This is a genomic window from Cellulomonas sp. plas2, assembly GCF_057221735.1.
Window position 1 is genome coordinate 238,512 of the sequence record NZ_CM170155.1, and the last position, 21,557, is coordinate 260,068.

Genomic DNA, 21,557 nt, shown 5'->3' on the forward strand with positions numbered 1-21,557 from the left:
GCGTCGGCAGTGCCGCGGCGAGCGGTGGTCGGCAGCGCGCCGACCGCGTCAGCGGTCCGTGCGCGAACCCCCGGGCAGCGGCGTGGCGGCCTTGCGCCGCGTCAGGAGGTGCAGCACGACGCCGACCGCGAGGAGCCCACCGGCCAGGGCCCAGTGGCTCGCCTCCTGCTGGGTGAGCAGCACCAGGCACGAGACGATGGCGAGCACCGGGACCACGGCCGGGACGCGGAAGTGCTCGTGGTCCACGCGGTCCTTGCGCAGCACCAGCACGGCGACGTTGGTGGACAGGAAGACGAAGAGCAGCAGCAGCACCACGGTCGACGCGAGGTCGATGAGCTCGCCCGTCGCGGCCAGCACCATGGCGACGAGGGTCGTGACGACGATGGCCACCCACGGCGTGCGCCGCTGCGGGAGCACGCGGGACAGCGGCGACGGCAGCAGGCCCCGCTCGGCCATCCCGTAGGCGAGCCGGCTGGCCATGATCATCGTCAGGAGCGCGCCGTTCGCCACCGCGATGAGGGCGATGAGGGAGAACAGGGCGTCGGGGACGGACCCGAAGGCCCGCACCACCTCGAGCAGCGGCGCCGAGGAGTCGGCCAGGTCCGCGGGGGCGACGACCGCCGGCGCGACGGCACCGACCAGGAGGTAGACGAGACCGGCGACCGCCAGCGACCCGAAGAGGGCCTTCGGGTACACGCGCGAGACGTCCTCGACCTCCTCGGCCATGTTGGCCGAGGTCTCGAAGCCGACGAAGGAGTAGAACGCGACGAGCGCGGTCGCGAGCACCGCGGCGGCGGCACCCGTGCCGGCCGGCGTCTCCACGAGCCGCGACAGGTCGCCGTCCCCGCGCCCGAGCACGAGGAACCCGACCACGACGACCACGAGCAGGCCCGAGACCTCGATCGCCGTCATCACCATGTTCGCCCGCAGCGACTCCTTCACGCCGCGCGCGTTGAGCAGCGCGACGAGCGCGAGGAAGACCAGCGCGGTCGGCACCGCCGGCAGCTCCAGCAGCGCCCCGAGGTAGTCGCCCGCGAACGCCAGCGCGAGGCCCGCGGCGCTGACCACCCCGGCGGCGAGCATGGCGAACCCGACGAGGAACGCGACGAGCGGGCTGCGGTACGCCCGCTCGGCGAACACGGCCGAGCCGCCGGCGTGCGGGTACTTCGTCACGAGCTCGGCGTAGGAGCCCGCGGTGAGCAGCGCCATGAGCAGCGCGACGAGGAACGCGAGCCAGACGAAGCCGCCCGCGGTGCCCGCCATCTCGCCCACGAGGGCGTAGACGCCGGCGCCGAGGACGTCCCCGAGGATGAAGAGGAACAGGAGCCTGCCGGACACCGCGCGGCGCAGGCCGGGTCCCTGCTGGAGGGCGGAGCTCGCGGTCGCTCCGCTGGGCGAGGTCGTGGTCACGGTCCCACTGTCACCCGTGCGTGCGCTGTGCGCGCGCGGAAGGGTGCGCGTCTCCAGCATGCGGGCGGGGGGCAGCGGGCGGGGGCAGCGGGCGGCGCGCGTGGCCGGTGATCGGCGGCACGGTCACCGCGCGCCCGGGGCCGGTGCTGGGGCACGCTGGTCCGATGGCGCGCACGGTGAGCGGCGCGGCGGTGGCCGCTGCGGGGACGTGGACGGACCCCGACGGCGTGCGCATGCCGTCGGGCGAAGTCCACGCGTGGGAGCGGGGCACGAACGCCACCGTGTGCGGCCTCCAGCTCAGCCGGCAGGGGCTGCTGCGCTTCCCGCACGTCACCTGGGCCGACGCCCAGCCCGGCACCGGTCGCGACGCCGACGCGGTCACCTCGGTCTGCCGCCGCTGCGCCGCCGGCACCGGCGCCCGCCGCGACGAGAAGCCGTGGCGGCGGGTGGACCCGCGCCCGTGACGCACGCCCACGGCCCGTCCCGGACGCGCAGGAGGGGTCGGTCCACCCGGACCGACCCCTCCCGCACCCGTCAGAAGCCGAACGACCCGAGGTCGCCGTCGACCGGGGCCGGCCCGGGTCCCTCGACCAGCCACGGCACCGTGGCGAACTCGGCGCCGAAGAGCACGAGCCAGCCGCCCGGGTACAGGTTCAGCGCCTCGACCTGCTGGTCCGCCGTCCCGGAGGACCACAGCGCGGACCCGTCCGCGGCGTAGACGACCAGGTTGCCGTCCTCCTGCAGCACGAGCGCGGCGCCCGGGTGGCCGGCCGTCCCGGTCTGCCAGTACGCGCGGCCCTCGGGCGTGTACCCGACGAGGTTGCCGTCCTCCTGCATGACGACGCGGTACTGCCGGTCGTAGGAGACGAGGTCCTCGCCCGGCAGGAGCCCCTCGCCGGGGACCAGCAGGCTGCGCACGAGGTACGTCCCGGACTGCCACGTCGGCGTGGTCCCGGCGTAGACGACGACGTTGCCGTCCCCCTGCACGACGAGGCGCGCGCCGGCCCGGTCGAAGGTGCCGGACTGCCACAGCGCACGCCCGTCGGCGGTGTAGACGACGGCGTTGCCGTCGCCCTGCTGGACGAGCCGCGCGCCCGGGTGGCCCTCGGTCCCCGACGACCAGAGGGCGAGCTCGGCGCCGGCGGCCTTGACGTAGAGCACGAGGTTGCCGTCGGTCTGCATGGCGAGCTCGAAGGTCGCCTCCGGCTCCTCGGCGTACGTGGCGGACAGGCTCTGCCCGGCGGACAGGGTCTCCCCGGCGAGCAGCTCCGGGCCGGGCGGTGCGGCGGTCGCGGCGGGCGCCGCCACGGCGAGCGTGGCGGCCGCCAGGACCGCGGCGGCGAGGGCGGACAGGGTGCGTCGTGCGGACATGCGGTCGTCTCCCTGCCGTCGGTGCGTCGGACGATGTGTCGGTCGGGGGGTCGGTGGTTGGGCGAGGGGACCCGTCACAGGTCGCCGATCTCGGGCAGCGGCTCGAGGCCGGGCACCAGCCAGACGGCGGTGAAGTTCGTGCCGGTGGACGGCTCGCTGCCCAGGACCGTGAGCGTCCCGCCCTCCCAGTACCAGAGGAAGGCCCCCTCGCTGCCCGACGTGCCCGAGGACCACAGGGCGGCCGCCCCGTCGGCGCGGTACACGACGAAGTTGCCGTCCTCCTGCATGACGGCGTACGCCCCGGCGTGGCCCTGGGTGCCCGACGACCAGTACGCGCGCCCCGTGGGGCCGTACGCGACGAGGTTGCCGTCCCCCTGCATGACGAGGCGGTACCGCTCGTCGGACGAGGGCAGCACCTCCCCGGGCTGCAGGTCCTCGCCGGCGGCCAAACTGTTGACGACGACGTAGGTCCGCGACTGCCAGGCGGCGGCGGTCCCGGCGTACAGCACGACGTTGCCGTCGCCCTGCACCACGAGCCGCGCACCGGACCGGCCGTAGGTGCCGGACTGCCACAGGGCGCGGCCGTCGGCGGCGTAGACCACCGTGTTGCCGTCCGGCTGCTGCACGAGGCGCGCGCCGGGGTTCCCCTCGGTGCCCGACGTCCACAGCGCGTACTCGCCGGAGGGGTCCTTGACGTACAGCACGACGTTGCCGTCGGTCTGCATCGCCAGCTCGAAGGTCGTCCCGTCCAGCGACCCGGTCCCAGGAGCCGTCAGGCTCTGGCCGGCCGTGAGCTGCTCGCCGGTGAGGAGCTCGGGCCCGCCTGCGGCGGCGGTGGCGGCCGGTGCGGTGCCGGCGAGCACGGCCGCCGCGAGGGCCGTGGTCGTGACGGTGGAGAGAGTACGGCGGAGGTGCATCGGTGGATCCCCCTGCGGTGCTGACCGGGGCGGAACACCCGCCCCTGGTGCCGCGATCCTGGCAGGTGTCGACGCTGGTCGGAGGCGGTTCCGCATCACGATCCCGTCTCGGCCCGCCCCTCGTCTCCGGGACGACGACGGCCGGCCCGCGAACGCCATGAGCGTTCGCAGACCGGCCGCGTGGTGACGCCGCGCAGGCGGCAGGGGATGTCAGGGCTCGGTGGCGGCCCGCCACCACGCCACGACAGTCCTCCGCCGGGTGAAAACCCCGGCGGAGGGCTGACGTCACCCCTCCGACCGGGCGGGACGGGACCTCAGACCCCGGAGGGGGCCCGCGCGGGTCGGGGTCCCGTCCCGCCGGTGCCGATCACACGGGGCGCTTCTGCGGGGCCGTCTCGGCGGTCTTGCCCGGGTCGCGCTCGACGACGTCGCCCAGGGCCTCGTCGATGCGGGACAGGAGCTCCGGCGGGATGGTGACGCCGGCGGCCTTGACGTTCTCCTCGACCTGCTCGGGGCGGGACGCGCCGATGAGCGCGGCGGCGACGTTGTCGTTCTGCAGCACCCAGGCCACCGCGAGCTGCGCCATGCTGAGCCCCAGCTCGTCGGCGACGGGCTGCAGGCGCTGGACGCGCTCGAGGACGGTGTCGTTCATGAACCGCTTGATCATGTTCGCGCCGCCCTTCTCGTCGGTGGCGCGCGACCCGGCCGGCGGCTCCTGGCCGGGCTTGTACTTGCCCGTGAGCACGCCCTGAGCGACGGGCGACCAGACGATCTGCGACACCCCGAGCTCGCGCGAGGCCGGCACGACCTCGTCCTCGATGACCCGCCAGAGCATGGAGTACTGCGGCTGGCTGGAGATGAGCTGCACGCCGAGCTCCTTTGCCAGCGCGTGCCCGGCCCGCAGCTGCTCCGCGGTCCACTCGCTGACGCCGATGTAGAGGGCCTTGCCCTGCCGGACGACGTCGGCGAACGCCTGCATCGTCTCCTCCAGCGGCGTCTCCGTGTCGTACCGGTGCGCCTGGTAGAGGTCGACGTAGTCCGTCTGCAGCCGCTGCAGGGACCCGTCGATGGACTCGAGGATGTGCTTGCGGGACAGCCCGACGTCGTTGTGACCGCCCGGGCCCGTCGGCCAGTAGACCTTCGTGAAGATCTCCAGCGACTGCCGGCGCTCGCCCTTCAGCGCCTCGCCGAGGACGGTCTCCGCCTTCGTGTTGGCGTAGACGTCCGCGGTGTCGAACGTGGTGATCCCGGCGTCGAGCGCCGCGCGCACGCACCGCGTCGCGGTGTCGTTCTCCACCTGCGAGCCGTGCGTGAGCCAGTTGCCATAGGTGATCTCGGAGATCTTCATCCCCGAGGCGCCCAGGTAGCGGAACTCCATGGTCATGCCTCCCGTGTCGTCGGTGAGCTGTCGTGGGTCTTGGCGGGGTCGCGCTCGACGACCCCGGCGAGCGCGGCGTCGATCCGCTCCATCGCGTCGGCCGGGATCGTGACGCCGGCCGCCTGCACGTTGTCGTGGACCTGCTCCGGGCGCGAGGCGCCGATGATCGCCGTCGCGACGTTCTCGTTCTGCAGCACCCAGGCGATCGCGAGCTGCGCCATGGACAGGCCCAGGTCGTCGGCGACCGGCGTCAGCTCCTGCACGGCCGCGAGGGTCTCGTCGGACATGAAACGGCTGATCATCTTCGCGCCCCCCTTGTCGTCCGTGGCGCGCGAGCCCGAGGGCGGCTGCTCGCCCGGGCGGTACTTGCCCGTGAGGACGCCCTGGGCGATGGGGGACCAGACGACCTGCGAGACGCCGAGCTCCTGCGACGCCGGCACGACCTCGCCCTCGATGACGCGCCAGAGCATGGAGTACTGCGGCTGGTTGGAGATGAGCTGGACGCCCAGCTCCTGGGCCAGCGCGTGCCCGGCGCGCAGCTGCTCGGCCGTCCACTCGGAGACGCCGACGTAGAGGACCTTGCCGGCGCGGACGACGTCGGCGAACGCCTGCATCGTCTCCTCGAGCGGCGTCTCGTGGTCGTAGCGGTGGGCCTGGTACAGGTCGACGTAGTCGGTCTGCAGTCGGCTCAGCGACCCGTCGATCGACTCCAGGATGTGCTTGCGCGACAGGCCGGTGTCGTTGTGGCCCTTGGGGCCCGTCGGGCCGAAGACCTTCGTGAAGATCTCCAGCGACTGCCGGCGCTCGCCCTTCAGCGCCTCGCCGAGCACGGTCTCGGCCACGGTGTTGGCGTAGACGTCGGCGGTGTCGAAGGTCGAGACGCCGGCGTCGAGCGCGGCCCGGACGCACGCGGTCGCCGTGTCGTTCTCCACCTGCGAGCCGTGCGTGAGCCAGTTGCCGTACGTGATCTCCGAGATCTTCAGCCCGGACCTGCCGAGGTAGCGGTGCTCCATGCTCGTCAGTCAACGCGACGAGCGGGACTCCCGCCCGCGCTGGGCCCCGCGGCCGCCGCCCTCGTCGCCCGGCCGCGGCCCCGCCGCGTCCCGGAGCAGTCCCGTCGCGCGGGCACCGACCGTCAGCGCGCCCTGCTCGACGAGGTCCCGGGCGAGGTCCCGCAGCTTGACGTTGCGGTGCTGGCTGAGCGCGGATAGGAAGGCGAAGGCCTCGTCCGGCGTCCCGCCGCGGTGCGCGACGACGATGCCCTTGGCCTGGTCGATGACGGCACGGGAGACCAGCGCCTGGCGCAGCTGGTCGGCCAGAGCGTGCCCGTCCGCGAGCGCCTGCGCGTGCGCCACGGCGGAGGCGACCGCCGCGGCCAGGGTGACGACCACGGCCGCGTGCTCGTCCCCGAAGGCGCCGACCGCACCCCCGTACACGTTGACGCCGCCGACGACGACCCCCTCGTCGAGCACGGGAGCCGAGAGGACCGCCGGGGCCGCTGCGCTCCCGGCGCGGCGCGCGAGCCGGGGCCAGCGGGCGTCGTCGCGCAGGTCGGCGGTGAGCACCGTCGTCGCGGTGTCGGATTCCTGTACGCACGGGCCCTCGCCCGTCTGGATCTGCCAGCCGTCGACCTGGGCGGCCGTGGGCGAGGTGGCGGCGATCTCGGCGGGCTCGGCCGCATGACCGAGCTGCACGCTGACGGCGGCCGCGCCGGGCACGGTCGCCAGTACGACGCGCGCCGCCCCGGCGAGGACCGCGTGCGGCGACGAGCGACCCGTTGGCGTCGGCCGTCGACGAGATCCAGTACGGGCTGGGGACGGGCCCGTGTCTCGAGTGCCTGGAGAACGGCGTCGTCCTCGTCGTGGAGGACATGGCCACCGAGACGCGGTGGGACGGCTACCCGGTGCATGCCGTCGCCCACGGCGTGCGCAGCAGCATCTCCTTCCCCCTGGTCGAGGGGTCGAGCACGGTGGGGGCGCTCAACGCCTACGGCCGGGAGCCCGGGCTGTTCGGGGGAGACCTCGCCGGCAGGCTGAGCGACTTCGCGGGCCGGGCGCAGGCGGTGGTCTCCCTCGCGGTGCGGCAGGCCCGGCAGGGGGACCTCGTCGACCAGCTCCACGACGCCATGCAGTCGCGCAGCCTCATCGACCAGGCGCTCGGCATCGTCATGGCGCGGCGCCGGTGCACCGCGGAGGAGGCGTTCGCGGTGCTGCGGACCGCCAGCCAGTCCCGCAACCGCCGCCTCACGGACGTGGCGGCCGAGCTTATCCGGTCGACGACGGGCCAGGAGCCACGGCCGGGGCGGTTCGGCACCTGAGCCGCGCCCGCCGCCGCACCGTGTGATGCGCCCCACAGCGGCCGCGACCCCGCGTGCCGGGGTGGGACGATCGGCCGGTGACCGGTCGGGGGGCACCACCTGCGCACGTCCTGGCGGCTGTCGGCGCCGCCATGGCGGACCACCCGGAGGACGGCCTCGTCGTGCACGAGGCGGTGCGGGACCCGGCCGGGCGGCCGGTGGACCTGCGCTTCGCGTGGGTCAACCGGGCGCTCGAGCGCATCGCCGGCCGCCCCGTGACGGGGCTCCTCGTGAAGGAGACCTACGGCGACGACGCCGTGCTCCTGCCCGCGATGCTGGAGCTCGTCGGCACCGGCGGGCAGGCGGTGCACGAGGTGGTCTTCGACGGCGACCCCCTCGACCCCGCCCTGCGCGGCCGGACCCTCACCGCGTACCTGACCTCGGTGGGGGAGGACCTCGTCGTCGCGCAGTACCGGGACGTCAGCGGCGAGCGGCGGCTGCTGCAGCGGCTGGAGCACCTCGCCGGGCACGACGACCTCACCGGCCTGCCCAACCGTCGGCTCGCGGTCGAGCACCTCGAGCGGGCCATGCGCCGGCTGCCGCGCTCCGACGCCGGTGTCCTCGTGCTCCTGGGCGACCTCGACGGGTTCAAGGAGGTCAACGACACCCACGGGCACGCGGCCGGCGACGCCGTGCTCCGGGCGGTGTCGGCCGACCTGATCGGCGCCGTCCGGGCCGGGGACGTGGTGGCGCGCTGGGGCGGCGACGAGTTCCTCGTGCTGTGCGAGGACGTCGACGAGCCGACGGCCGCCGCCGTCGCCGACCGGCTCGAGGCCGCCGTCGTCGGGCAGGTCCTCCCCGACGGGACCCGCACGGCGGTGACCCTCAGCCTCGGCGCGGCGTGGACGGGCCTCTCGCTCGAGCCGGACGCCCTGGTCCGGGTGGCCGACCGTCGGCTCTACGAGCGCAAGGCCACCCGGGTCTGAGGCCCGCCCGGCCGGGGCCCGTACCGCCGGCGGCACCCGGCCGTCAGGCCGGCAGCAGCTCCCCCCGCACGATGGAGTCGCCCGAGTGGCCGGGGTCCCCGTCGGTGGGCTCGTCGCTGACGTCGACGAGCGCGTACACGGCCAGGTCGAGGTCGTCGGGCACCGCGAACGTGCCCTCGGCGTCGTCGAGCACCCCGAGGCTGACCAGCCCGCTGCCGTCCGCGGCGAGGAGCCACACCTCGCGGTAGTCGCTCGCGGGCACGTCCACGTCGAGGGTGACGGACAGCACGCGCCGGCCGTCCTCGTCGACGAGGGTCGCGTGGCCCGCAGCCCCCGGCCAGTCCGGGAACGCCGCCAGCTCCGCGCTGGCCAGCGGGGGCGGTGCGTCGGGGGTGAGGGCACGGGTCGCCACCACGCCGCCGAGCGCGACCGCCGCCACCCCGGCCACCGCGGCCAGCCAGGTGCGCCGGCCCCGTCGCGGGCGCGCGCCGCCCGCGGGACGCCGGCCGGGGGGCCGGGTGGACGCGGTCCGGGCCGTGCGGGCGGTGTCGTGGGCGGTGTCGTGGGCAGGGTTGTGGGCGCTGTCGTGGACCGGGTCGACGACGGGCGCGCGGGTGGCCTCGGCCGGCAGGGGACGCGGAGCCGTGACGACGTCCGTGGGCGCGGCCGGCACGTCCTGCAGGCCGAGCTCGGCGGAGATGCGGTCCCAGACGCGGGCGGGCGGGGCGACGAGCTCCCCCTCGTGCACGGTCGCGCGCCCGACGGACACGGTCGCGCCGAGGTCGGCCACCTCGTCGCGGCAGCCCGGGCACGCGACGAGGTGCGCGGCGGCGTCGTCGTCGGGCGGGGCCTCCCCGAGCGCGAGCAGGGCGAGGGTCTCGGGGTCGAGGTGCCGGTCGGCCGGACGGTCGGCGCCGGTCGGGCGGTCAGCGGAGGGCACCGGTCACCTCCAGTCGCGTGCGCAGCCGGGCGAGGCTCCGGTGGATGAGGGACTTGACCGTACCGAGCGGCAGGCCCGTCCGGTCGGCGATCTGCACGTGCGTGAGGCCGTCGTAGAAGGCGAGGTGGATCACGCGGCGGGCGTCCGGCGCCAGCCGGGCGATCTCGTCGGCGACGACGAGCCGGTCGGTGAGGTCCGTCTCGACGACCTCCGACCCGGCCGGGGTGCCGGCCGCGAGCTGCTCCTCGAGGGCGCGCACGCGGGCCCGGGCGGCGTGGACGTCGGCGATGCGGTGCCGGGCGATCCCGACGAGCCAGCCGGGCAGGGCCCCGGCGCCGGGGTCGAACGAGCCGCGTCCGGTCCACGCCGAGACGAAGGTGCGCTGCGTGACGTCCTCCGCGTCGGTGGCGTCGCCCAGCGAGCGCAGCGCGAGGGTGTGGACGAGGGCGGACCAGCGCCGGTACGCCTCCGCCAGCGCCGTCTCGTCGCCGGCGCCGAAGGCGCGGCCCAGCGCGTGGTCGTCGGGCCGGTCGTCGGGCCGGTCGTCGGGATCGTCGCCGCCGGCGGGGTCGTCGGGGGCCCGGTGGGTGCTCACGGGGCGGTGGTCCTCTCGGTGCGGCGTCGCGGTCCGGGAGGCCGCGGCCGCGCCGTGCGGGCGGGGTGCCGTCACGACGGCACCGGGCGCTCTCACGGCAGGCGGTCGGCCTCGACGAGGACGTTGTCACGGTACGAGCCCGTCGTCCTGTCGAACGGTCCGCCGCAGGTGATGAGGACGAGGCGCGGGGCCCCGTCGCGGGCGAACAGCGCGTCGGCGGGCAGGGCCGTCTTGGCCACCTGCTCGACCGCGGTCACCGCGTAGCGGTGGGTGGTGCCGGCCTCGTCCGCGAGCTCGACGACGTCGCCGGGCCCGAGGTCGCGCAGCCGCGCGAACGGCCCGATGCCGTCCGCGACCGTGTCGACGTGGGCGGCGACGACCACCGAGCCGGCACCCCCGGCGGGCGCGGGCCCGAACCGGTACCACCCGGCCGTGCCCGCGCTCGCGGGGATCTCCATGGTGCCGTCGGCGTCCACGCCGACGGCCTCCACCGGCATGTCGATGCCGGCGGCCCCGACGAGGAGCCGCACCGGCGGGACGGGTGCCGCCACGACGACGTCCTCGGGACGGGTCGGCAGCATCGGCAGCCCTGCCGCCGCGCCGGTGCCGGTCCCGGTCCCGGATCCGTCGCCGGCACCGGCGGCGTCCGCCGCGGCCCCGTCGGGTGCGGCGGACGGTGACGGGCCGCCCGGGGCACCCGCCGCACCCGCGTCCCCCACCGCTCCCGTCGTGCCCGGCGTCGCGCCGTCGGCACCCGTCGCCGCCGGACCGCACCCGACCAGGACGGCCAGGGCGGGGGCGACGAGGAGCGCCAGGGCGGCGCGGCGCCGCCGGGAGGGCTGGGAGGGTCGCCGGGCGGTGCGGGGGCGCCCCGGACGGCGCCGGCTCATCGGCCCGCGGTCACGCGCGCGGTGCGGCGACGCAGGCCCAGGGCCGCCACCCCGGCGAGGGCGACGAGCGCGGCGGCACCGGCGGCGACGCCACCCGTCGACGTGGCGTCGTCCGCGACGAGGCCCGCCTGCCCGCTGTCGACGCCGCTCGGAGCGGAGTGCAGGCCGCCGATGTTCTGCACGGCGAGCTGCAGGTTGCCGGCGGACGCGCTGCCCCAGGCGTAGACGACGGTGAGCGTGCCGTCCTGCACGGGGACGTCCGCCGGGCCGATCACGGGCGCGGTGGTGCCCGCGAGCGCCACCGCGGCGCTCACCGTGCCGGCCGGCAGGTCGAGCGAGCCCTCGTTCGGGTTCGTCACGTCCTCGAGCACCGGCGAGCCCCCGGCCAGGATGTCGACGGCCGGGGCGGCCGCCGTGTGCCGGACCGTGAGGCGGCCCTGGCCGGCGTCCGTGCTGGAGATGTCGTTGGTGAACAGGGTGGCCGTCGGCGACCCGTCCTCCTTCAGGTGCGCCACCGCGGTGTAGCTGTTGCCGGCGGTGAGGCTGAGGTCGATCGGACCGATGACGGGGGCCGAGGCGTCGGCGGCGTCAGCCGCGGTGACGGCCACCGTGTACGTGCCCGTCGGCAGGTCGAGCGGCCCGGTGAGCGTGCCCGGCGTGAAGTCGTCGAGCGTGCGCTCACCGTTGACGTAGACGTCCACGGTGGTGTCGGGGACGCCGTGCAGCACGTACAGGTCGGCGCTGTCCGCGTCCGCGGCGAGCGCGGGTGCGGCCAGGGCCACGGGGCCGAGCAGGCCCAGGGCGGCGCCGGTGAGGACGGGGGTGCGCAGCGGGTGTCGCATGGTGTTCCTCCGGGATCGGGCGGCGGGTGCCGTCGCGGTGCTGACACCCCCTCTTCCGCGCCGGACCCGTCCCCGGATGCACCGGGTGCCCGCCCGTCGGTGCCCGTCCTCAGGGACGCCTCAGGGGCGCGGGCCGGGCCCGCGCCCCTGGTCGACCGCCGGTGGCCTCGCGTCAGCCGTTGAGGAAGCCGCCGAGCCCGCCGCCGCCGCCCGTGGCCTGGCCCGCGCCGTCGGTGACCGACTCGCTGGGCTGCACGAGGACGTACCCCTGCCCGCCGAACGCCATCTGGAACGTCTCCCCGGTGCCGCCGCGGAGCATGGACTTCAACCCGCCGGTGTCGATGCGCACGTCCATCGTCACGCCCGCGGTCCACAGCACGACGGCCTGGGCGTCGGCGAACGTCGGGGCGCTCGCGACGTCCAGGGCGACCGGCTCGCCCTTCGTCGTGACGGCCACGTACCCCGTGCCGCGCAGCGCGACGTTGTAGAGGTTGCCGGCCGTCGCGGCGCCCCGGGCCGCCACCCGGTGGATGTCCCACTCCACCGACGACGAGAACGCCAGCACGTTCGCGCCGTTGACGGAGATGGCGTCGTTCTCGAGGTAGAGCACCTGCACGTCGGCGGCCTCGTCGGCGACGAACAGCTCCCCGTGCCCCGTGCACTGCATGAGGTCGATGCCCTCACCCGTCATCGCCTGCTTGAACATGCGCCCGAGGCCGCCGGAGCCGCGGTTCTCGAACCGGATGTCGCCCTGGTAGGCGACCATCGACCCCGTGCGCGCCCAGACGGGCCCGTAGCCCATCTGGACCTTGAGCATCTTCTTGCCCTGCAGCGCGAACGGGTCCTGCGACCCCGTCTCCCGGAAGTCGCTGAACAGGCTGCCGTGGATGGCCATCGTCGTCCGTCCCCTCGTGACCGCGTCGTCGCAGCGCGCAGCGGCTGCGGCCGCACTCTACTGAGCGGCCGCAGCCCGGCGGGAGGTCCCGCCGGTGCGGCACGGCGTCGTCGGCGGGTGCTCGGCGGGGAGGTCAGCGGGGGCCGAAGGCACCCGGGTTCGCCGGCCCCGCGGGCGGCGCCTGGCCGGCGACGGGGACGACGCCGTCCCCGGTGCCGGCCACGGGGGTGTCCTCCTCGTCGTCCGGCCCCAGGACGGAGTCGGCGGTGGCCGCGCCGGCGGTGTCGGAGGCGTCGCCGACGTCGGCGCCGTCGTCGTCGCCGACGAGGGACTCGACGTAGTCGGAGTCGGCGGCGCCGGGGACCGGCCCGTCGGAGGTGGCGTCCGCGGCGGCGTGCTCGGGTGCGTGCTCAGGTGTGGTCGACATGCCTCCTGCCTACCCCCGCTCGCGCGCGGGCGCGAGCGGGACGACGGGCCGGCAGGGGGCCGTTCAGACCCAGGGCGAGACGATGCCGAACTCGTCCGCGACGCGGCCGATCTCCTCGCGCGTGAGGCCCTCGGCGCGGCCGCCGGCGACGAGGTCCATGTACTCGTAGCGCGCCCCGGTCTCGGCGTACTCGATGCGGTCCACCGCGCGCGTCACGGACAGGTCCGACCGTGCCATGACGCCGTGCTTGCTCCACAGGACGACCTCGTGGTCGCGCAGGCCGGCGACGTTGGCCGCCATGAGCTCGGCCGACCCGGGGACCATGAACGGCAGCACGCCCACGCCGTCGGACAGGCTGACGACGGTCTCGGGCTCCCACCGCAGGATCCGCGCGTTCATGGCGGCGGTGTCGCGGTACGCCGGCACGTGGGACAGGTAGGTCAGGTGGACCGGCTGGGCGTGCACGACGGCCTGGTACGTCAGCCGGCGGCGCGCGACCTGGTCCTGGTGCACGCCGAGGTGGGAGTTGAACTCGCTCGTCAGCCGCTCGAACAGCCGCCGCGGCGAGGTGTGCACCGTGGCGGTCAGCCCCCCCTCGTGGATCCGCACCGCCGCGACGTTCGCCTCGGGGTCCTCGTGGATCTGCCGCAGCCGGCGGCCCGAGCCGGTGACCAGGACGGTCCGCCCGGCCAGCGCCGGCGCGGGAAGCGGCAGCTCCATCTCGGCCGCCAACGGGAACCGGCGTCGGACCTCGAGGTCCCAGCCCGCGTAGACGGAGATGTTCCCCGCCCCGGCCTCGGAGGCGTCGATCTCGCAGATGCGCGCGCCGGCCGCGCCCATGCTCGCGAGCAGCTCGTCGAGCGTCGGGAAGGGCGGGTGGTCGGCGGGGCCGGCTACGGGGCCGGCTGCGGCGTGCGCTGCGGTGCGTGCGGCGGCGGTGGTGGTCATGGTCGCCCTCGTCTCGGTGGGGTCGAGCTCGTCGTGTGAATCGTTCCAAGACCAGTGTCGGCGGCGGTCGGTCGTGGCTCCCGGGGCCAAGGTCCTGGGACGACCTGGCAGGCTGGCGGCGTGCCGTCGTACCGCGTCCGTCTCGTCCCCGGGCTCCTGCGGGCGGGCGTCGACCCGGCCGCGGTCCTGCCCGCGGCGCTCGACGAGGGCCGCCGCCACACCGCCGTCGAGGCGGGGACGGTCGACGTCGTGCGCGGTCGTCCCGTGCTCACGGTCCGGTACGAGGCGCCCGACGACCCGACGGCGGCGTTCGTCGGCCGCGCGGTCGTCGAGCACGTCGGCACCCTCGTCGACGTCGAGACCAGCCGGGTCACCCGCCGCTGGGGGAGCCGCTGGGAGCCGCTGCGCTGACCTGTCACGGATTGCCCCCTGCCGGCGCGGGGGCGGCCGCGGGGGGCGCGCCGCGCGGCCGTCGGTGCCCGGACGTAGTGTCCGCGCGGTGAGCGGTGAACGGGCGACGACGGGGGACGCGGCGCGCACGGGACGTCCGGCGGACGCGGGCCCGCCGACGGGCGCCGGCGCGGAGGACCACGCGGACGACGGGCAGGACCCGCGCCGGTGGAAGGCGTTGAGCGTCTGCCTCACCGCCGGCTTCATGACCCTGCTGGACGTCAGCATCGTCAACGTCGCGCTCCCGTCCATCCGCGACGCCCTGGACGCCTCCGACGCCGCGCTGCAGTGGGTCGTGTCGGGCTACGCGCTGACGTTCGGGCTCGTGCTCGTCGCGGCCGGGCGGCTCGGCGACGCGCGCGGCCGCCGGTCGGTGTTCGTCCTCGGCGTGGCGGTGTTCACGGCCGCCAGCCTCGGCGCGGGGCTGGCGCAGAGTGCGGCCTGGCTCGTCGTCGCGCGGCTGGTCCAGGGCGTCGGCGGCGGCATCATCAACCCGCAGGTGTCCGGGCTCATCCAGCAGCTGTTCCGTGGTGCCGAGCGGGGGCGCGCCTTCGGTCGGCTCGGCACGGTCATCGGCATCTCGACCGCCATCGGGCCCGTGCTCGGCGGGGCGCTCATCGCCCTGCTCGGCCCGGAGCAGGGGTGGCGGTGGATCTTCCTCGTGAACCTGCCGGTCGGCGCCCTCGCGATCGCGCTGTCGCTGCGCTACCTGGGCCGGCGGACCGACCCCGGCCCCGTCTCCGACCTGGACCCCGTCGGCGCCCTGCTGCTGGGCGGCGGGGTCGTCGGGCTGCTGTGGCCGCTCGTCTCGGAGGAGTGGGAGGCCGTCGACCTCGCGCTGCTGGCCGGCGGCGTCGTGCTGCTCGTCGCGTTCGTCCTGTGGGAGCGGCGCGTGACCGCCCGCGGCCGGACGCCGATGGTGCGGCTCGACCTGTTCCGCACGCCGGGCTACACGCCGGGTGCGGTCCTGGCGCTGACGTACTTCTCGGGGTTCACCGGCATCTTCTTCGTGCTGACGCTCTACTTCCAGAACGGGCTGGGGTACTCGCCGCTGCAGGCCGGCGTGGCGATCACGCCGTTCGCCGTGGGGTCGGCGGTGATGTCGACGGTCGGCGGGCGGCTCGTCGCACGGCACGGGCGGCGCGTCGTCGTCGCCGGGCTCGTGCTCGTCGTGGCGGGGCTGGCGGTCACCGACGTCGTCGTCGCCGTGGCCGGGACGTCCCGCGCGACGGGGTGGTACCTCGTCGCGCCGCTGCTCGTCGCGGGGCTGGGCTCCGGGCTGGTCATCTCGCCCAACCAGACGATCACGCTCGCGCAGGTGCCGGTGGCGCAGGCCGGGGCCGCGGGCGGGGTGCTGCAGACGGGTCAGCGCCTGGGGACGGCCGCGGGCATCGCGCTGGTCGGCGCGCTGTACTTCTCGGGGTCCGCGGGCGGGGACCAGGCCACCGGCGCCGCGCACGGCTTGCGCGCGACGCTGGCGCTGACGGCCCTGGCCCTCGTCGTGGGGCTCGTGGACCTCCGGCGCCGGCGCGAGCCGTCGGAGCCGACCGGGGCCCGCGCGACGCCCCGCGCGGCCGGCGGCGCCGGGCGCTGAGCGGCGTCAGGACCGGCCGATGTCCCCCGGCTTGGCCGTGGTGAAGGGGCTCTCCAGCTCCTCCATCGCGTTGGCCGGCTCGTCGGAGGGGTCCGGCAGGCGCGGGTCGGCCTCGGGGTCCGTGTGCGTCTCGCGGGGGCTGTCGGGGTGCGGGTTGCCCGTCCCGCCGGCGGTGGCCGAGGGGATGGTGCCGTCCTGGGTGTGCGGGTCCGTGGTCATGCCCTCCTGCCTACCGCAGCGGTGCCGGGCCCGCACCCGGCCGCCCCGCCCGTCGTCGGGCGGCGCCACCCCGTCCGGGTGCCTACGGTGACGCCCATGCCGGAGCAACGTGCGCGGGGCTGGACCGCCGACGACATCCCCTCCCTCGACGGCCAGCGGGCCCTCGTCACGGGGGCCAACAGCGGGCTCGGCCTGCAGACGGCCCTCGCGCTCGCGGCGCACGGCGCGGACGTCACGCTCGCGTGCCGGGACCTGCGGCGCGGCCGGGACGCGCAGGACGCGGTCGCCGCCGCGACGAGCCGCACCCCGCGGCTGGAGCTCCTCGACCTCGCGGACCTGCGGTCCGTGCGGGAGCTCGCGGAGCGCTGGGGGGCGGAGGAGCCCCTGCACCTGCTGGTGGCCAACGCCGGGGTCATGGCGGTGCCGTACGGCACGACGACGGACGGCTTCGAGCGGCAGCTCGGCACGAACCACCTGGGCCACTTCGCGCTCGTCGGGCGGCTGCTGCCCGCGCTGCGCCAGGCGCCGTTCGCGCGCGTGGTCGTCGTGTCCTCCCAGGCGCACCGCTTCGGCCGCATCGACCTCGACGACCTGCAGTGGCAGCGCCGCCGCTACCGCCCGTGGCCGGCGTACGGGCAGAGCAAGCTGGCGAACCTGCTGTTCGTCCGCGAGCTCGACCGCCGGCTGCGGGCCCACGGCGACCCCGTCCTGGCCGTCGCGGCGCACCCGGGGTTCGCGTCCTCGAACCTGTCGTCGTCGTTCGTCGCCGGGCTGCCTGCTCCGCTCGCGGCGGCGTACCGGTGGGGCCAGTCGCGCCTGGAGCAGTCCGACGCGGACGGCGCGCTGCCCTCGCTCTACGCGGCGACGATGCCCGACGTGCGCGGCGGTGAGTACCTCGGCCCCGACGGGTTCGGCGAGCAGCGCGGCGCGCCCACCCGGGTCGGCCGCTCGGCCCGCGCCCAGGACGACGACACGGCTGCCCGGCTCTGGGCCGCCAGCGAGCGGCTGACGGGCGTGACCTTCCCGGACCTGCCGGCGGCACCGCCCCGCTGACCGGCTACGGAGCCGTCCTGCTCGCCGTCCTGCTCGGGCCTGCTCTCCACGGGCGCGGTTTGCCGCGGCGGGTGCGACGCGGGGAGACTGCGGGGGGCGTCGCGGACGGGCGCGCGACGGGGCGACGAGGGGCCGGGCATGGGACAGGGCGGGGGCACGCCACCGCCCGACGACGTCGAGTCCAGCGCCATCCGCGCGGCGGCCGAGCGCGGGTCCATCCTGCGGTACGACGACGGAGCCGCCCTGGGGGCGCGGCTCGAGCAGGAGGCGGCCGGCGCGCGCCGCATCTGGAGCGCGCTGCCCGGCGGCCACTACGACGTGGGCACGCTGCGCTCCTCGTGGGACGAGGACGTCGCCCTCATCCGTGCAGGCCGCGGGGGGCCCGTCATCTACCAGGCGGACTCGGTGCGGCGGCCCGAGGTGCTGCGCTACCTCACCGAGTTCGCCGCCGCCGGCGCCCAGGTCCGCGTCGCGGTGCGCGTGCCGCACCGCATCATCCTGTTCGACCGGCGCACCGTCGCCGTCGCGGTCGCCCCGGACACCCTCGAGCCGCCCTACCTCGTCTCGACCGAGCCGGCCGTGGTGTACAGCTTCTTCCAGCAGTTCGCCACGATGTGGCGGTCGGCCCAGCGCGTCGGCACCGGGCCCGAGGACCTGCTCGCCGAGTCCACCGTGCGGGAGATCCTCGACATCATGGCGGCGGGCGTCACGGACGAGGTGGCCGCCAAGCAGCTCGGGCTCTCGACGCGGACCATCCGGCGGCGGATGGCGGCCGTCATGACGATGCTCGGCGCCCGGTCCCGGTTCGAGGCGGGGGTCAAGGCCGTGCGCAGCGGCTGGCTCTGACCTCGCCCGTCGCGAACCCCTCGGTGACGCCCGGGTGACCCTCAGTGGCCCTAGCCACCGCCGACGCAGAGGATGCAGCTCGTCGTGGCGCCGGCCGTCGTGGTGCCGGCGTCGGCGCTCGCGGCCGTCGCCCCCGCCGCGAGGGCGGGCACGGCCAGCAGCCCGACGAGCAGCGCGCGCGCCGCGAGCCGGCCACGGTGCCGGGAGGTCGGGGCGGTCGAGGCGGTCGGCACCGTGGCGGTCACGGTGGTGGTGGTGGCGGTCGAGGCGGACGTCGAGGTGCGCATGGTGCCCTCCGGTCGGGTGCGGTGCGTCGCGGGTGCCGGTGCCGACGGGACCGGTCAGGGCGATGGTGCGCACGCTCCCGGCCGCGTGGCACCGCCGGTGTCCGCTACCGGACGCCCGCGTTGTCGGCGGCCCTGTGGCGCACGAGGGTGCTGCCCATGCCGCATCCCGCCGCACGCCCGGCTCGTGCACGGCGCAGCCCCGCCCGGCCGGCCGCCACCGGCCCGGGCCCTGCCGGGTGCGGGGGCGCCGACGACCCGCAGGACGTCGCCGTCGCGGCGCTGCCCGTGGAGGACACGGACGTCGTCCTCGGCATCCTGCGGCGGATGCAGGAGGCGCAGGACCTGGCCGTCGTGCGGGTGTCCCCGCTCTGACGCGCACCTGACGCGCGAACGGGCCCGTCGTCGCCTGGATCGAGTCCGTCGTGGGCGCCGGCCGCATCTGACGCGCATGGCGGCGGGCCCGCGGCACCGACGCTCGAGCCCCCTGCGACTCGTCGTCGGTGCGCGGTCCGCACCGCGCCGCACTCTGGGTCGTGCGGGGCCGGGGCGCCAGACCCGTGGCCGGAACCGGACACGGCCGTCCGCCGGCGGGCCACCCGTGCGGGTGTGTGATGCGCGACTCCGTCGGGGGCGGGCGGTCGCGTCGCGCCTGCTCCTCGTCGTGCGCCCGCTGTCGAGTGCCGCCGCAGGGCCCCGCGGGCCGTCTCACCTCCGGGCGCTCGCGTTGACGGTCCGACACCGTTCTCCGAGACTGGACGTGCCGACGTCGCCTGCGCGCGACCGCGCGCAGCCACCGACGACGACCCCGCCCCAGCACGGTGCGCGGGTGGCGTGGGGCAGGCCGCGGGTGCGGCGCGAGGGGAGTGGCATGAGCACGGAGGTCCGGACCGTCGAGGCGCGGTCGCGCCAGCTGCGGTACCACCTGGACCGGCAGATCCACCGGATCGCGCGCCCCGGCCCCGTGCCCGCCTCCCGTCACCTCGAGCGCGCGCTGGTCGTGGCCCGGGCGTGCCCGCCGGGTCGCGGCACGCACCTCGCGGCGGCCGGGACGGCCACCGCGCTGTTCGCCGCCGCCTTCGTGCCCGGGCTGGCCGTGGGCGGTGCGGCCGTCGTCGTCGCGCTGCTGGGCGCGGTGCTGCTGGCGGTCACGGGTGTCGTCGTCGTCGAGCTGGGCTGGCGCACGGCCGTGGGGCTGCGCCTGTCGCGCCGGGCCACGCGCGCCGCGTGGCTCGCCGAGCGCGGGTGGCGTGCCGGGGACCGCATCCTCGAGCACCGGGTCCCGCGCTCCGTCCGCGCGGCCCGGCGGTCGCTGCTCATCGAGATCGAGCGCGCGCGGGTGGCCGTCGACGGCCCCGCGGCCGTGCTGCCGGCGCCCGCCGGGGCGGACCCGGCGCGCTGGGCGTCCGTCAGCGGCGCCGAGCCCGAGGACGTGCTGGAGGGCATCCTCCTCAACGACGTGGCGCTCCTGGCCGAGGTCGCCGACCGGCTCGCGGCCTTCGAGACGTGGCCCCGGGAGCGGGCCCGTGCCGGCCGCACCGTGCAGGGGGCGTGGGAGGTCCTGCGCCGCCCCTGACGGCGCCTGGTCGTGCGCCTGGTCGTGCGTCTGGTCGTGCGTCTGGTCGTGCGCGGCGGGCCCGGCCGGGTGATGCTGACGCCATGGACGGTGCGGTGACGTGGACGACGCGGTGAGCGGTGGTGCCCTGGCACCCGACGGGCGCGACGACGAGGGTCCCGCGGCAGGCAGCCGTCGGCGGGCGCCGCGGTCGCTCAACGACCGGGTCCTGCACTACGGCCTGACGAAGGGCATCGCCCGCGGTCTCGAGATCGGCATCGAGCGGCTGCCCGTCGACGCCACGCAGAAGGCCGCGCTGCGGGCGCGCAGCACCGGGATCGTCTCCACGCTCGCCGACACGGGCGTGGCACTCGCCAACGGCGCGATGGCGGCGCGGGCCGCCGCGACCGCCCGGACGTCCGCCGCGCAGCAGCCGGTCGTCGCCGTGCCCGCACCGACGCCGACGGGCGGCGGCAGCCTCATCGACCAGCTCGAGCGCCTCGCCGCGCTCCGGGCGCAGGGGCACCTCGACGACGAGGAGTTCGCGGCCGCCAAGCGCCGCGTGCTCGGCCACCGGTCCTGACCTGCGCGGCCGGGCGGCGACGCGGGCCGCCACCTCAGGCGCCCCTCCCACCGCCTCCCGGCGCCGCGGCTCCTGACGCCCGGCAGTCCCGTGTCCCCTCAGCGGGTGGGCGTCGGGCCCGTGCCGTCCCACCAGTCCAGCACCCGCGTCCCGACGAGGGTCAGCCACGGCGACCGCTCGCCGGCGGGCACGTCGACCTCGAACCACACCCGTCCGGGCTCGCGCTCACCCTGCCGCCACGTGCCGTCGGCGCCCCGGAGCGCCCGCACGAGCGCGACGGCCTCGGCGGCCCGCGGGTCCGGCGGGGTGCCGTCGAGCAGGGACGCCGCCCGCAGGTGGTCGAGCGCGTTCAGGGCGTTGTACCGCCACCGGAACGGCCAGGCGATCGCGTCCACCCACGGCCCGACGCGCTCCCCGGTCGACAGCCGGTGCAGCAGCCGGCGCTCGAGCAGGTACTCCTCGCCGGCGTGCCGCGCGGCGCGCAGCTCGTCGGACCCGCCGGTCAGCCGCTCGTGCTCCAGCAGCGCCCTGACGACGTTGAGCGTCGAGTGGAACGACGAGCGCGTCGACCCCTCGACCCACTGGCAGTTCCACCCGCCGTCGGCCAGCCGGTGCTCGACGAACCAGCGCTCGAGCCCGGACACGTCGACGCCGAGCCAGGCCCCGTTCGCGAGCGTGTACCCGTTGATGCAGCAGTCGACCTCGCCGTCCCAGTACGGCAGGTCGTCGTACTCCCACCGGCTCCCGGCCGCCAGGCGCTCGGCCGTGCCCGCCAGCGCGGCGGCGTCCAGGCCCCAGCCGCGCAGCGCGTTCAGCGACCACGTCGTCGCCGTCCAGGGCTGGCCCTCCTCGCCCTCGCCCGTGAAGCCGGCGGGGAAGAAGGCGCCGCCCGCCCACTGCCCGTCGTCGTCCTGCAGGGCGAGCAGCCGCGCGCCGTAGCCCTCCGCCGCGACGCGGGCGCGCGTCGCCCGCCAGACCTCCTCGGGCACGCCGAGCAGGTCGCGTTCGACCTGCCACCGCAGGGCCGGGTCGGTGTCGAGCAGCCACTCCACGAGCGCGGGCGCCAGAGCCATGCGGC

General features: G+C 76.3%; 26 protein-coding genes and 2 pseudogenes. 11 read left to right on the forward strand and 17 right to left on the reverse strand.

Features of this window, described 5'->3' with window-relative positions; all coding sequences use genetic code 11:
• Positions 1 to 48 precede the first annotated feature (48 nt).
• On the reverse strand, positions 49 to 1,410 hold the full coding sequence (locus AC2TDM_RS01060; RefSeq protein WP_484635545.1) for an APC family permease: 1,362 nt from the start codon (positions 1,408 to 1,410) through the stop codon (positions 49 to 51).
• 164 nt (positions 1,411 to 1,574) lie between these two features.
• On the opposite strand from AC2TDM_RS01060, the gene AC2TDM_RS01065 reads away from it, so the two are divergent.
• Positions 1,575 to 1,874 (forward strand): hypothetical protein, encoded by a 300-nt coding sequence (locus AC2TDM_RS01065; RefSeq protein ID WP_484635546.1) that lies wholly within the window; start codon positions 1,575 to 1,577, stop codon positions 1,872 to 1,874.
• Between the two features lie 70 nt (positions 1,875 to 1,944).
• Here AC2TDM_RS01065 and AC2TDM_RS01070 read toward each other — a convergent pair whose 3' ends face one another.
• The 6 genes and pseudogenes from AC2TDM_RS01070 to AC2TDM_RS01095 form a co-directional block, all read right to left on the reverse strand.
• Positions 1,945 to 2,781, reverse strand: a complete 837-nt coding sequence (locus tag AC2TDM_RS01070; RefSeq protein WP_484635547.1) for a hypothetical protein — start codon at positions 2,779 to 2,781, stop codon at positions 1,945 to 1,947.
• A gap of 74 nt (positions 2,782 to 2,855) precedes the next feature.
• Positions 2,856 to 3,698 (reverse strand): hypothetical protein, encoded by an 843-nt coding sequence (locus AC2TDM_RS01075; protein WP_484635548.1) that lies wholly within the window; start codon positions 3,696 to 3,698, stop codon positions 2,856 to 2,858.
• Between the two features lie 367 nt (positions 3,699 to 4,065).
• Positions 4,066 to 5,076 (reverse strand): aldo/keto reductase family protein, encoded by a 1,011-nt coding sequence (locus AC2TDM_RS01080; RefSeq protein WP_090032360.1) that lies wholly within the window; start codon positions 5,074 to 5,076, stop codon positions 4,066 to 4,068.
• A gap of 2 nt (positions 5,077 to 5,078) precedes the next feature.
• Complete coding sequence (locus tag AC2TDM_RS01085; protein ID WP_484635549.1) at positions 5,079 to 6,089, reverse strand: aldo/keto reductase family protein; 1,011 nt, start codon at positions 6,087 to 6,089, stop codon at positions 5,079 to 5,081.
• Positions 6,090 to 6,098: 9 nt separating this feature from the next.
• On the reverse strand, positions 6,099 to 6,467 hold the full coding sequence (locus tag AC2TDM_RS01090) for an ANTAR domain-containing protein (RefSeq protein WP_484636367.1): 369 nt from the start codon (positions 6,465 to 6,467) through the stop codon (positions 6,099 to 6,101).
• A pseudogene (locus tag AC2TDM_RS01095) lies at positions 6,441 to 6,818 on the reverse strand (GAF domain-containing protein); the annotation flags it as partial. The gene AC2TDM_RS01090 and the pseudogene AC2TDM_RS01095, both read right to left, overlap by 27 nt.
• Positions 6,819 to 6,847: 29 nt before the next feature.
• Here AC2TDM_RS01095 and AC2TDM_RS01100 point away from each other — a divergent pair.
• The 3 genes and pseudogenes from AC2TDM_RS01100 to AC2TDM_RS01110 form a co-directional block, all read left to right on the forward strand.
• A pseudogene (locus AC2TDM_RS01100) lies at positions 6,848 to 7,075 on the forward strand (GAF domain-containing protein); the annotation flags it as partial.
• Between the two features lie 78 nt (positions 7,076 to 7,153).
• Positions 7,154 to 7,393, forward strand: coding sequence for an ANTAR domain-containing protein (locus AC2TDM_RS01105; protein ID WP_484636368.1), 240 nt, complete (start codon positions 7,154 to 7,156; stop codon positions 7,391 to 7,393).
• Positions 7,394 to 7,470: 77 nt separating this feature from the next.
• Entirely contained in the window at positions 7,471 to 8,358 is an 888-nt protein-coding gene (locus AC2TDM_RS01110; protein WP_484635550.1) for a GGDEF domain-containing protein, read from the forward strand.
• A 43-nt stretch (positions 8,359 to 8,401) separates the two neighbouring features.
• Here the strand turns inward: AC2TDM_RS01110 and AC2TDM_RS01115 are convergent, their stop codons facing one another.
• From AC2TDM_RS01115 to AC2TDM_RS01145, 7 genes are all read right to left on the reverse strand, one after another.
• On the reverse strand, positions 8,402 to 9,298 hold the full coding sequence (locus tag AC2TDM_RS01115) for an anti-sigma factor (protein WP_484635551.1): 897 nt from the start codon (positions 9,296 to 9,298) through the stop codon (positions 8,402 to 8,404).
• Entirely contained in the window at positions 9,285 to 9,893 is a 609-nt protein-coding gene (locus tag AC2TDM_RS01120) for an RNA polymerase sigma factor (protein ID WP_484635552.1), read from the reverse strand. The genes AC2TDM_RS01115 and AC2TDM_RS01120 overlap by 14 nt, the downstream gene beginning before the upstream one ends.
• A gap of 92 nt (positions 9,894 to 9,985) precedes the next feature.
• Positions 9,986 to 10,783 carry a class F sortase gene (locus tag AC2TDM_RS01125; protein WP_484635553.1) on the reverse strand — a complete coding sequence of 266 codons (798 nt, stop codon included), beginning with the start codon at positions 10,781 to 10,783 and terminating at the stop codon, positions 9,986 to 9,988.
• Positions 10,780 to 11,625: a DUF4397 domain-containing protein gene (locus tag AC2TDM_RS01130; protein WP_484635554.1), complete on the reverse strand. Its 846-nt coding sequence runs from the start codon at positions 11,623 to 11,625 to the stop codon at positions 10,780 to 10,782. The genes AC2TDM_RS01125 and AC2TDM_RS01130 overlap by 4 nt, the downstream gene beginning before the upstream one ends.
• A gap of 172 nt (positions 11,626 to 11,797) precedes the next feature.
• Entirely contained in the window at positions 11,798 to 12,520 is a 723-nt protein-coding gene (locus AC2TDM_RS01135) for an AIM24 family protein (protein WP_090032368.1), read from the reverse strand.
• Positions 12,521 to 12,653: 133 nt separating this feature from the next.
• Positions 12,654 to 12,947, reverse strand: a complete 294-nt coding sequence (locus AC2TDM_RS01140) for a hypothetical protein (RefSeq protein WP_090032369.1) — start codon at positions 12,945 to 12,947, stop codon at positions 12,654 to 12,656.
• Positions 12,948 to 13,010: 63 nt separating this feature from the next.
• Entirely contained in the window at positions 13,011 to 13,895 is an 885-nt protein-coding gene (locus AC2TDM_RS01145) for a class II aldolase/adducin family protein (RefSeq protein WP_484635555.1), read from the reverse strand.
• Between the two features lie 120 nt (positions 13,896 to 14,015).
• Between AC2TDM_RS01145 and AC2TDM_RS01150 the strand changes: the two genes are divergently transcribed.
• Together AC2TDM_RS01150 and AC2TDM_RS01155 are read left to right on the forward strand one after the other, a co-directional pair.
• On the forward strand, positions 14,016 to 14,306 hold the full coding sequence (locus tag AC2TDM_RS01150) for a hypothetical protein (RefSeq protein WP_090032372.1): 291 nt from the start codon (positions 14,016 to 14,018) through the stop codon (positions 14,304 to 14,306).
• Positions 14,307 to 14,394: 88 nt separating this feature from the next.
• Positions 14,395 to 15,939 (forward strand): MFS transporter, encoded by a 1,545-nt coding sequence (locus AC2TDM_RS01155; protein ID WP_484635556.1) that lies wholly within the window; start codon positions 14,395 to 14,397, stop codon positions 15,937 to 15,939.
• Between the two features lie 6 nt (positions 15,940 to 15,945).
• Here the strand turns inward: AC2TDM_RS01155 and AC2TDM_RS01160 are convergent, their stop codons facing one another.
• The gene (locus AC2TDM_RS01160; RefSeq protein ID WP_484635557.1) at positions 15,946 to 16,158 is read right to left on the reverse strand and encodes a hypothetical protein; all 213 of its coding nucleotides are present in this window, start codon (positions 16,156 to 16,158) and stop codon (positions 15,946 to 15,948) included.
• Between the two features lie 96 nt (positions 16,159 to 16,254).
• On the opposite strand from AC2TDM_RS01160, the gene AC2TDM_RS01165 reads away from it, so the two are divergent.
• Both AC2TDM_RS01165 and AC2TDM_RS01170 read left to right on the forward strand, forming a co-directional pair.
• On the forward strand, positions 16,255 to 17,211 hold the full coding sequence (locus AC2TDM_RS01165; protein WP_484635558.1) for an oxidoreductase: 957 nt from the start codon (positions 16,255 to 16,257) through the stop codon (positions 17,209 to 17,211).
• A gap of 138 nt (positions 17,212 to 17,349) precedes the next feature.
• Positions 17,350 to 18,057 carry a helix-turn-helix transcriptional regulator gene (locus AC2TDM_RS01170; protein WP_484635559.1) on the forward strand — a complete coding sequence of 236 codons (708 nt, stop codon included), beginning with the start codon at positions 17,350 to 17,352 and terminating at the stop codon, positions 18,055 to 18,057.
• 50 nt (positions 18,058 to 18,107) lie between these two features.
• On the opposite strand, the gene AC2TDM_RS01175 is transcribed toward AC2TDM_RS01170, so the two are convergent.
• A complete protein-coding gene (locus tag AC2TDM_RS01175) occupies positions 18,108 to 18,344 on the reverse strand; it encodes a hypothetical protein (RefSeq protein ID WP_484635560.1) in 237 nt (78 codons plus the stop codon).
• A gap of 156 nt (positions 18,345 to 18,500) precedes the next feature.
• Here AC2TDM_RS01175 and AC2TDM_RS01180 point away from each other — a divergent pair, with 156 nt between their 5' ends.
• From AC2TDM_RS01180 to AC2TDM_RS01190, 3 genes are all read left to right on the forward strand, one after another.
• Positions 18,501 to 18,716: a hypothetical protein gene (locus AC2TDM_RS01180; protein ID WP_139224374.1), complete on the forward strand. Its 216-nt coding sequence runs from the start codon at positions 18,501 to 18,503 to the stop codon at positions 18,714 to 18,716.
• Positions 18,717 to 19,212: 496 nt separating this feature from the next.
• The gene (locus tag AC2TDM_RS01185; protein ID WP_484635561.1) at positions 19,213 to 19,917 is read left to right on the forward strand and encodes a hypothetical protein; all 705 of its coding nucleotides are present in this window, start codon (positions 19,213 to 19,215) and stop codon (positions 19,915 to 19,917) included.
• Between the two features lie 100 nt (positions 19,918 to 20,017).
• Positions 20,018 to 20,479, forward strand: a complete 462-nt coding sequence (locus AC2TDM_RS01190; protein WP_484635562.1) for an SHOCT domain-containing protein — start codon at positions 20,018 to 20,020, stop codon at positions 20,477 to 20,479.
• A 98-nt stretch (positions 20,480 to 20,577) separates the two neighbouring features.
• Here the strand turns inward: AC2TDM_RS01190 and AC2TDM_RS01195 are convergent, their stop codons facing one another.
• A complete protein-coding gene (locus AC2TDM_RS01195) occupies positions 20,578 to 21,552 on the reverse strand; it encodes a squalene cyclase (protein ID WP_484635563.1) in 975 nt (324 codons plus the stop codon).
• Positions 21,553 to 21,557: the final 5 nt, after the last annotated feature.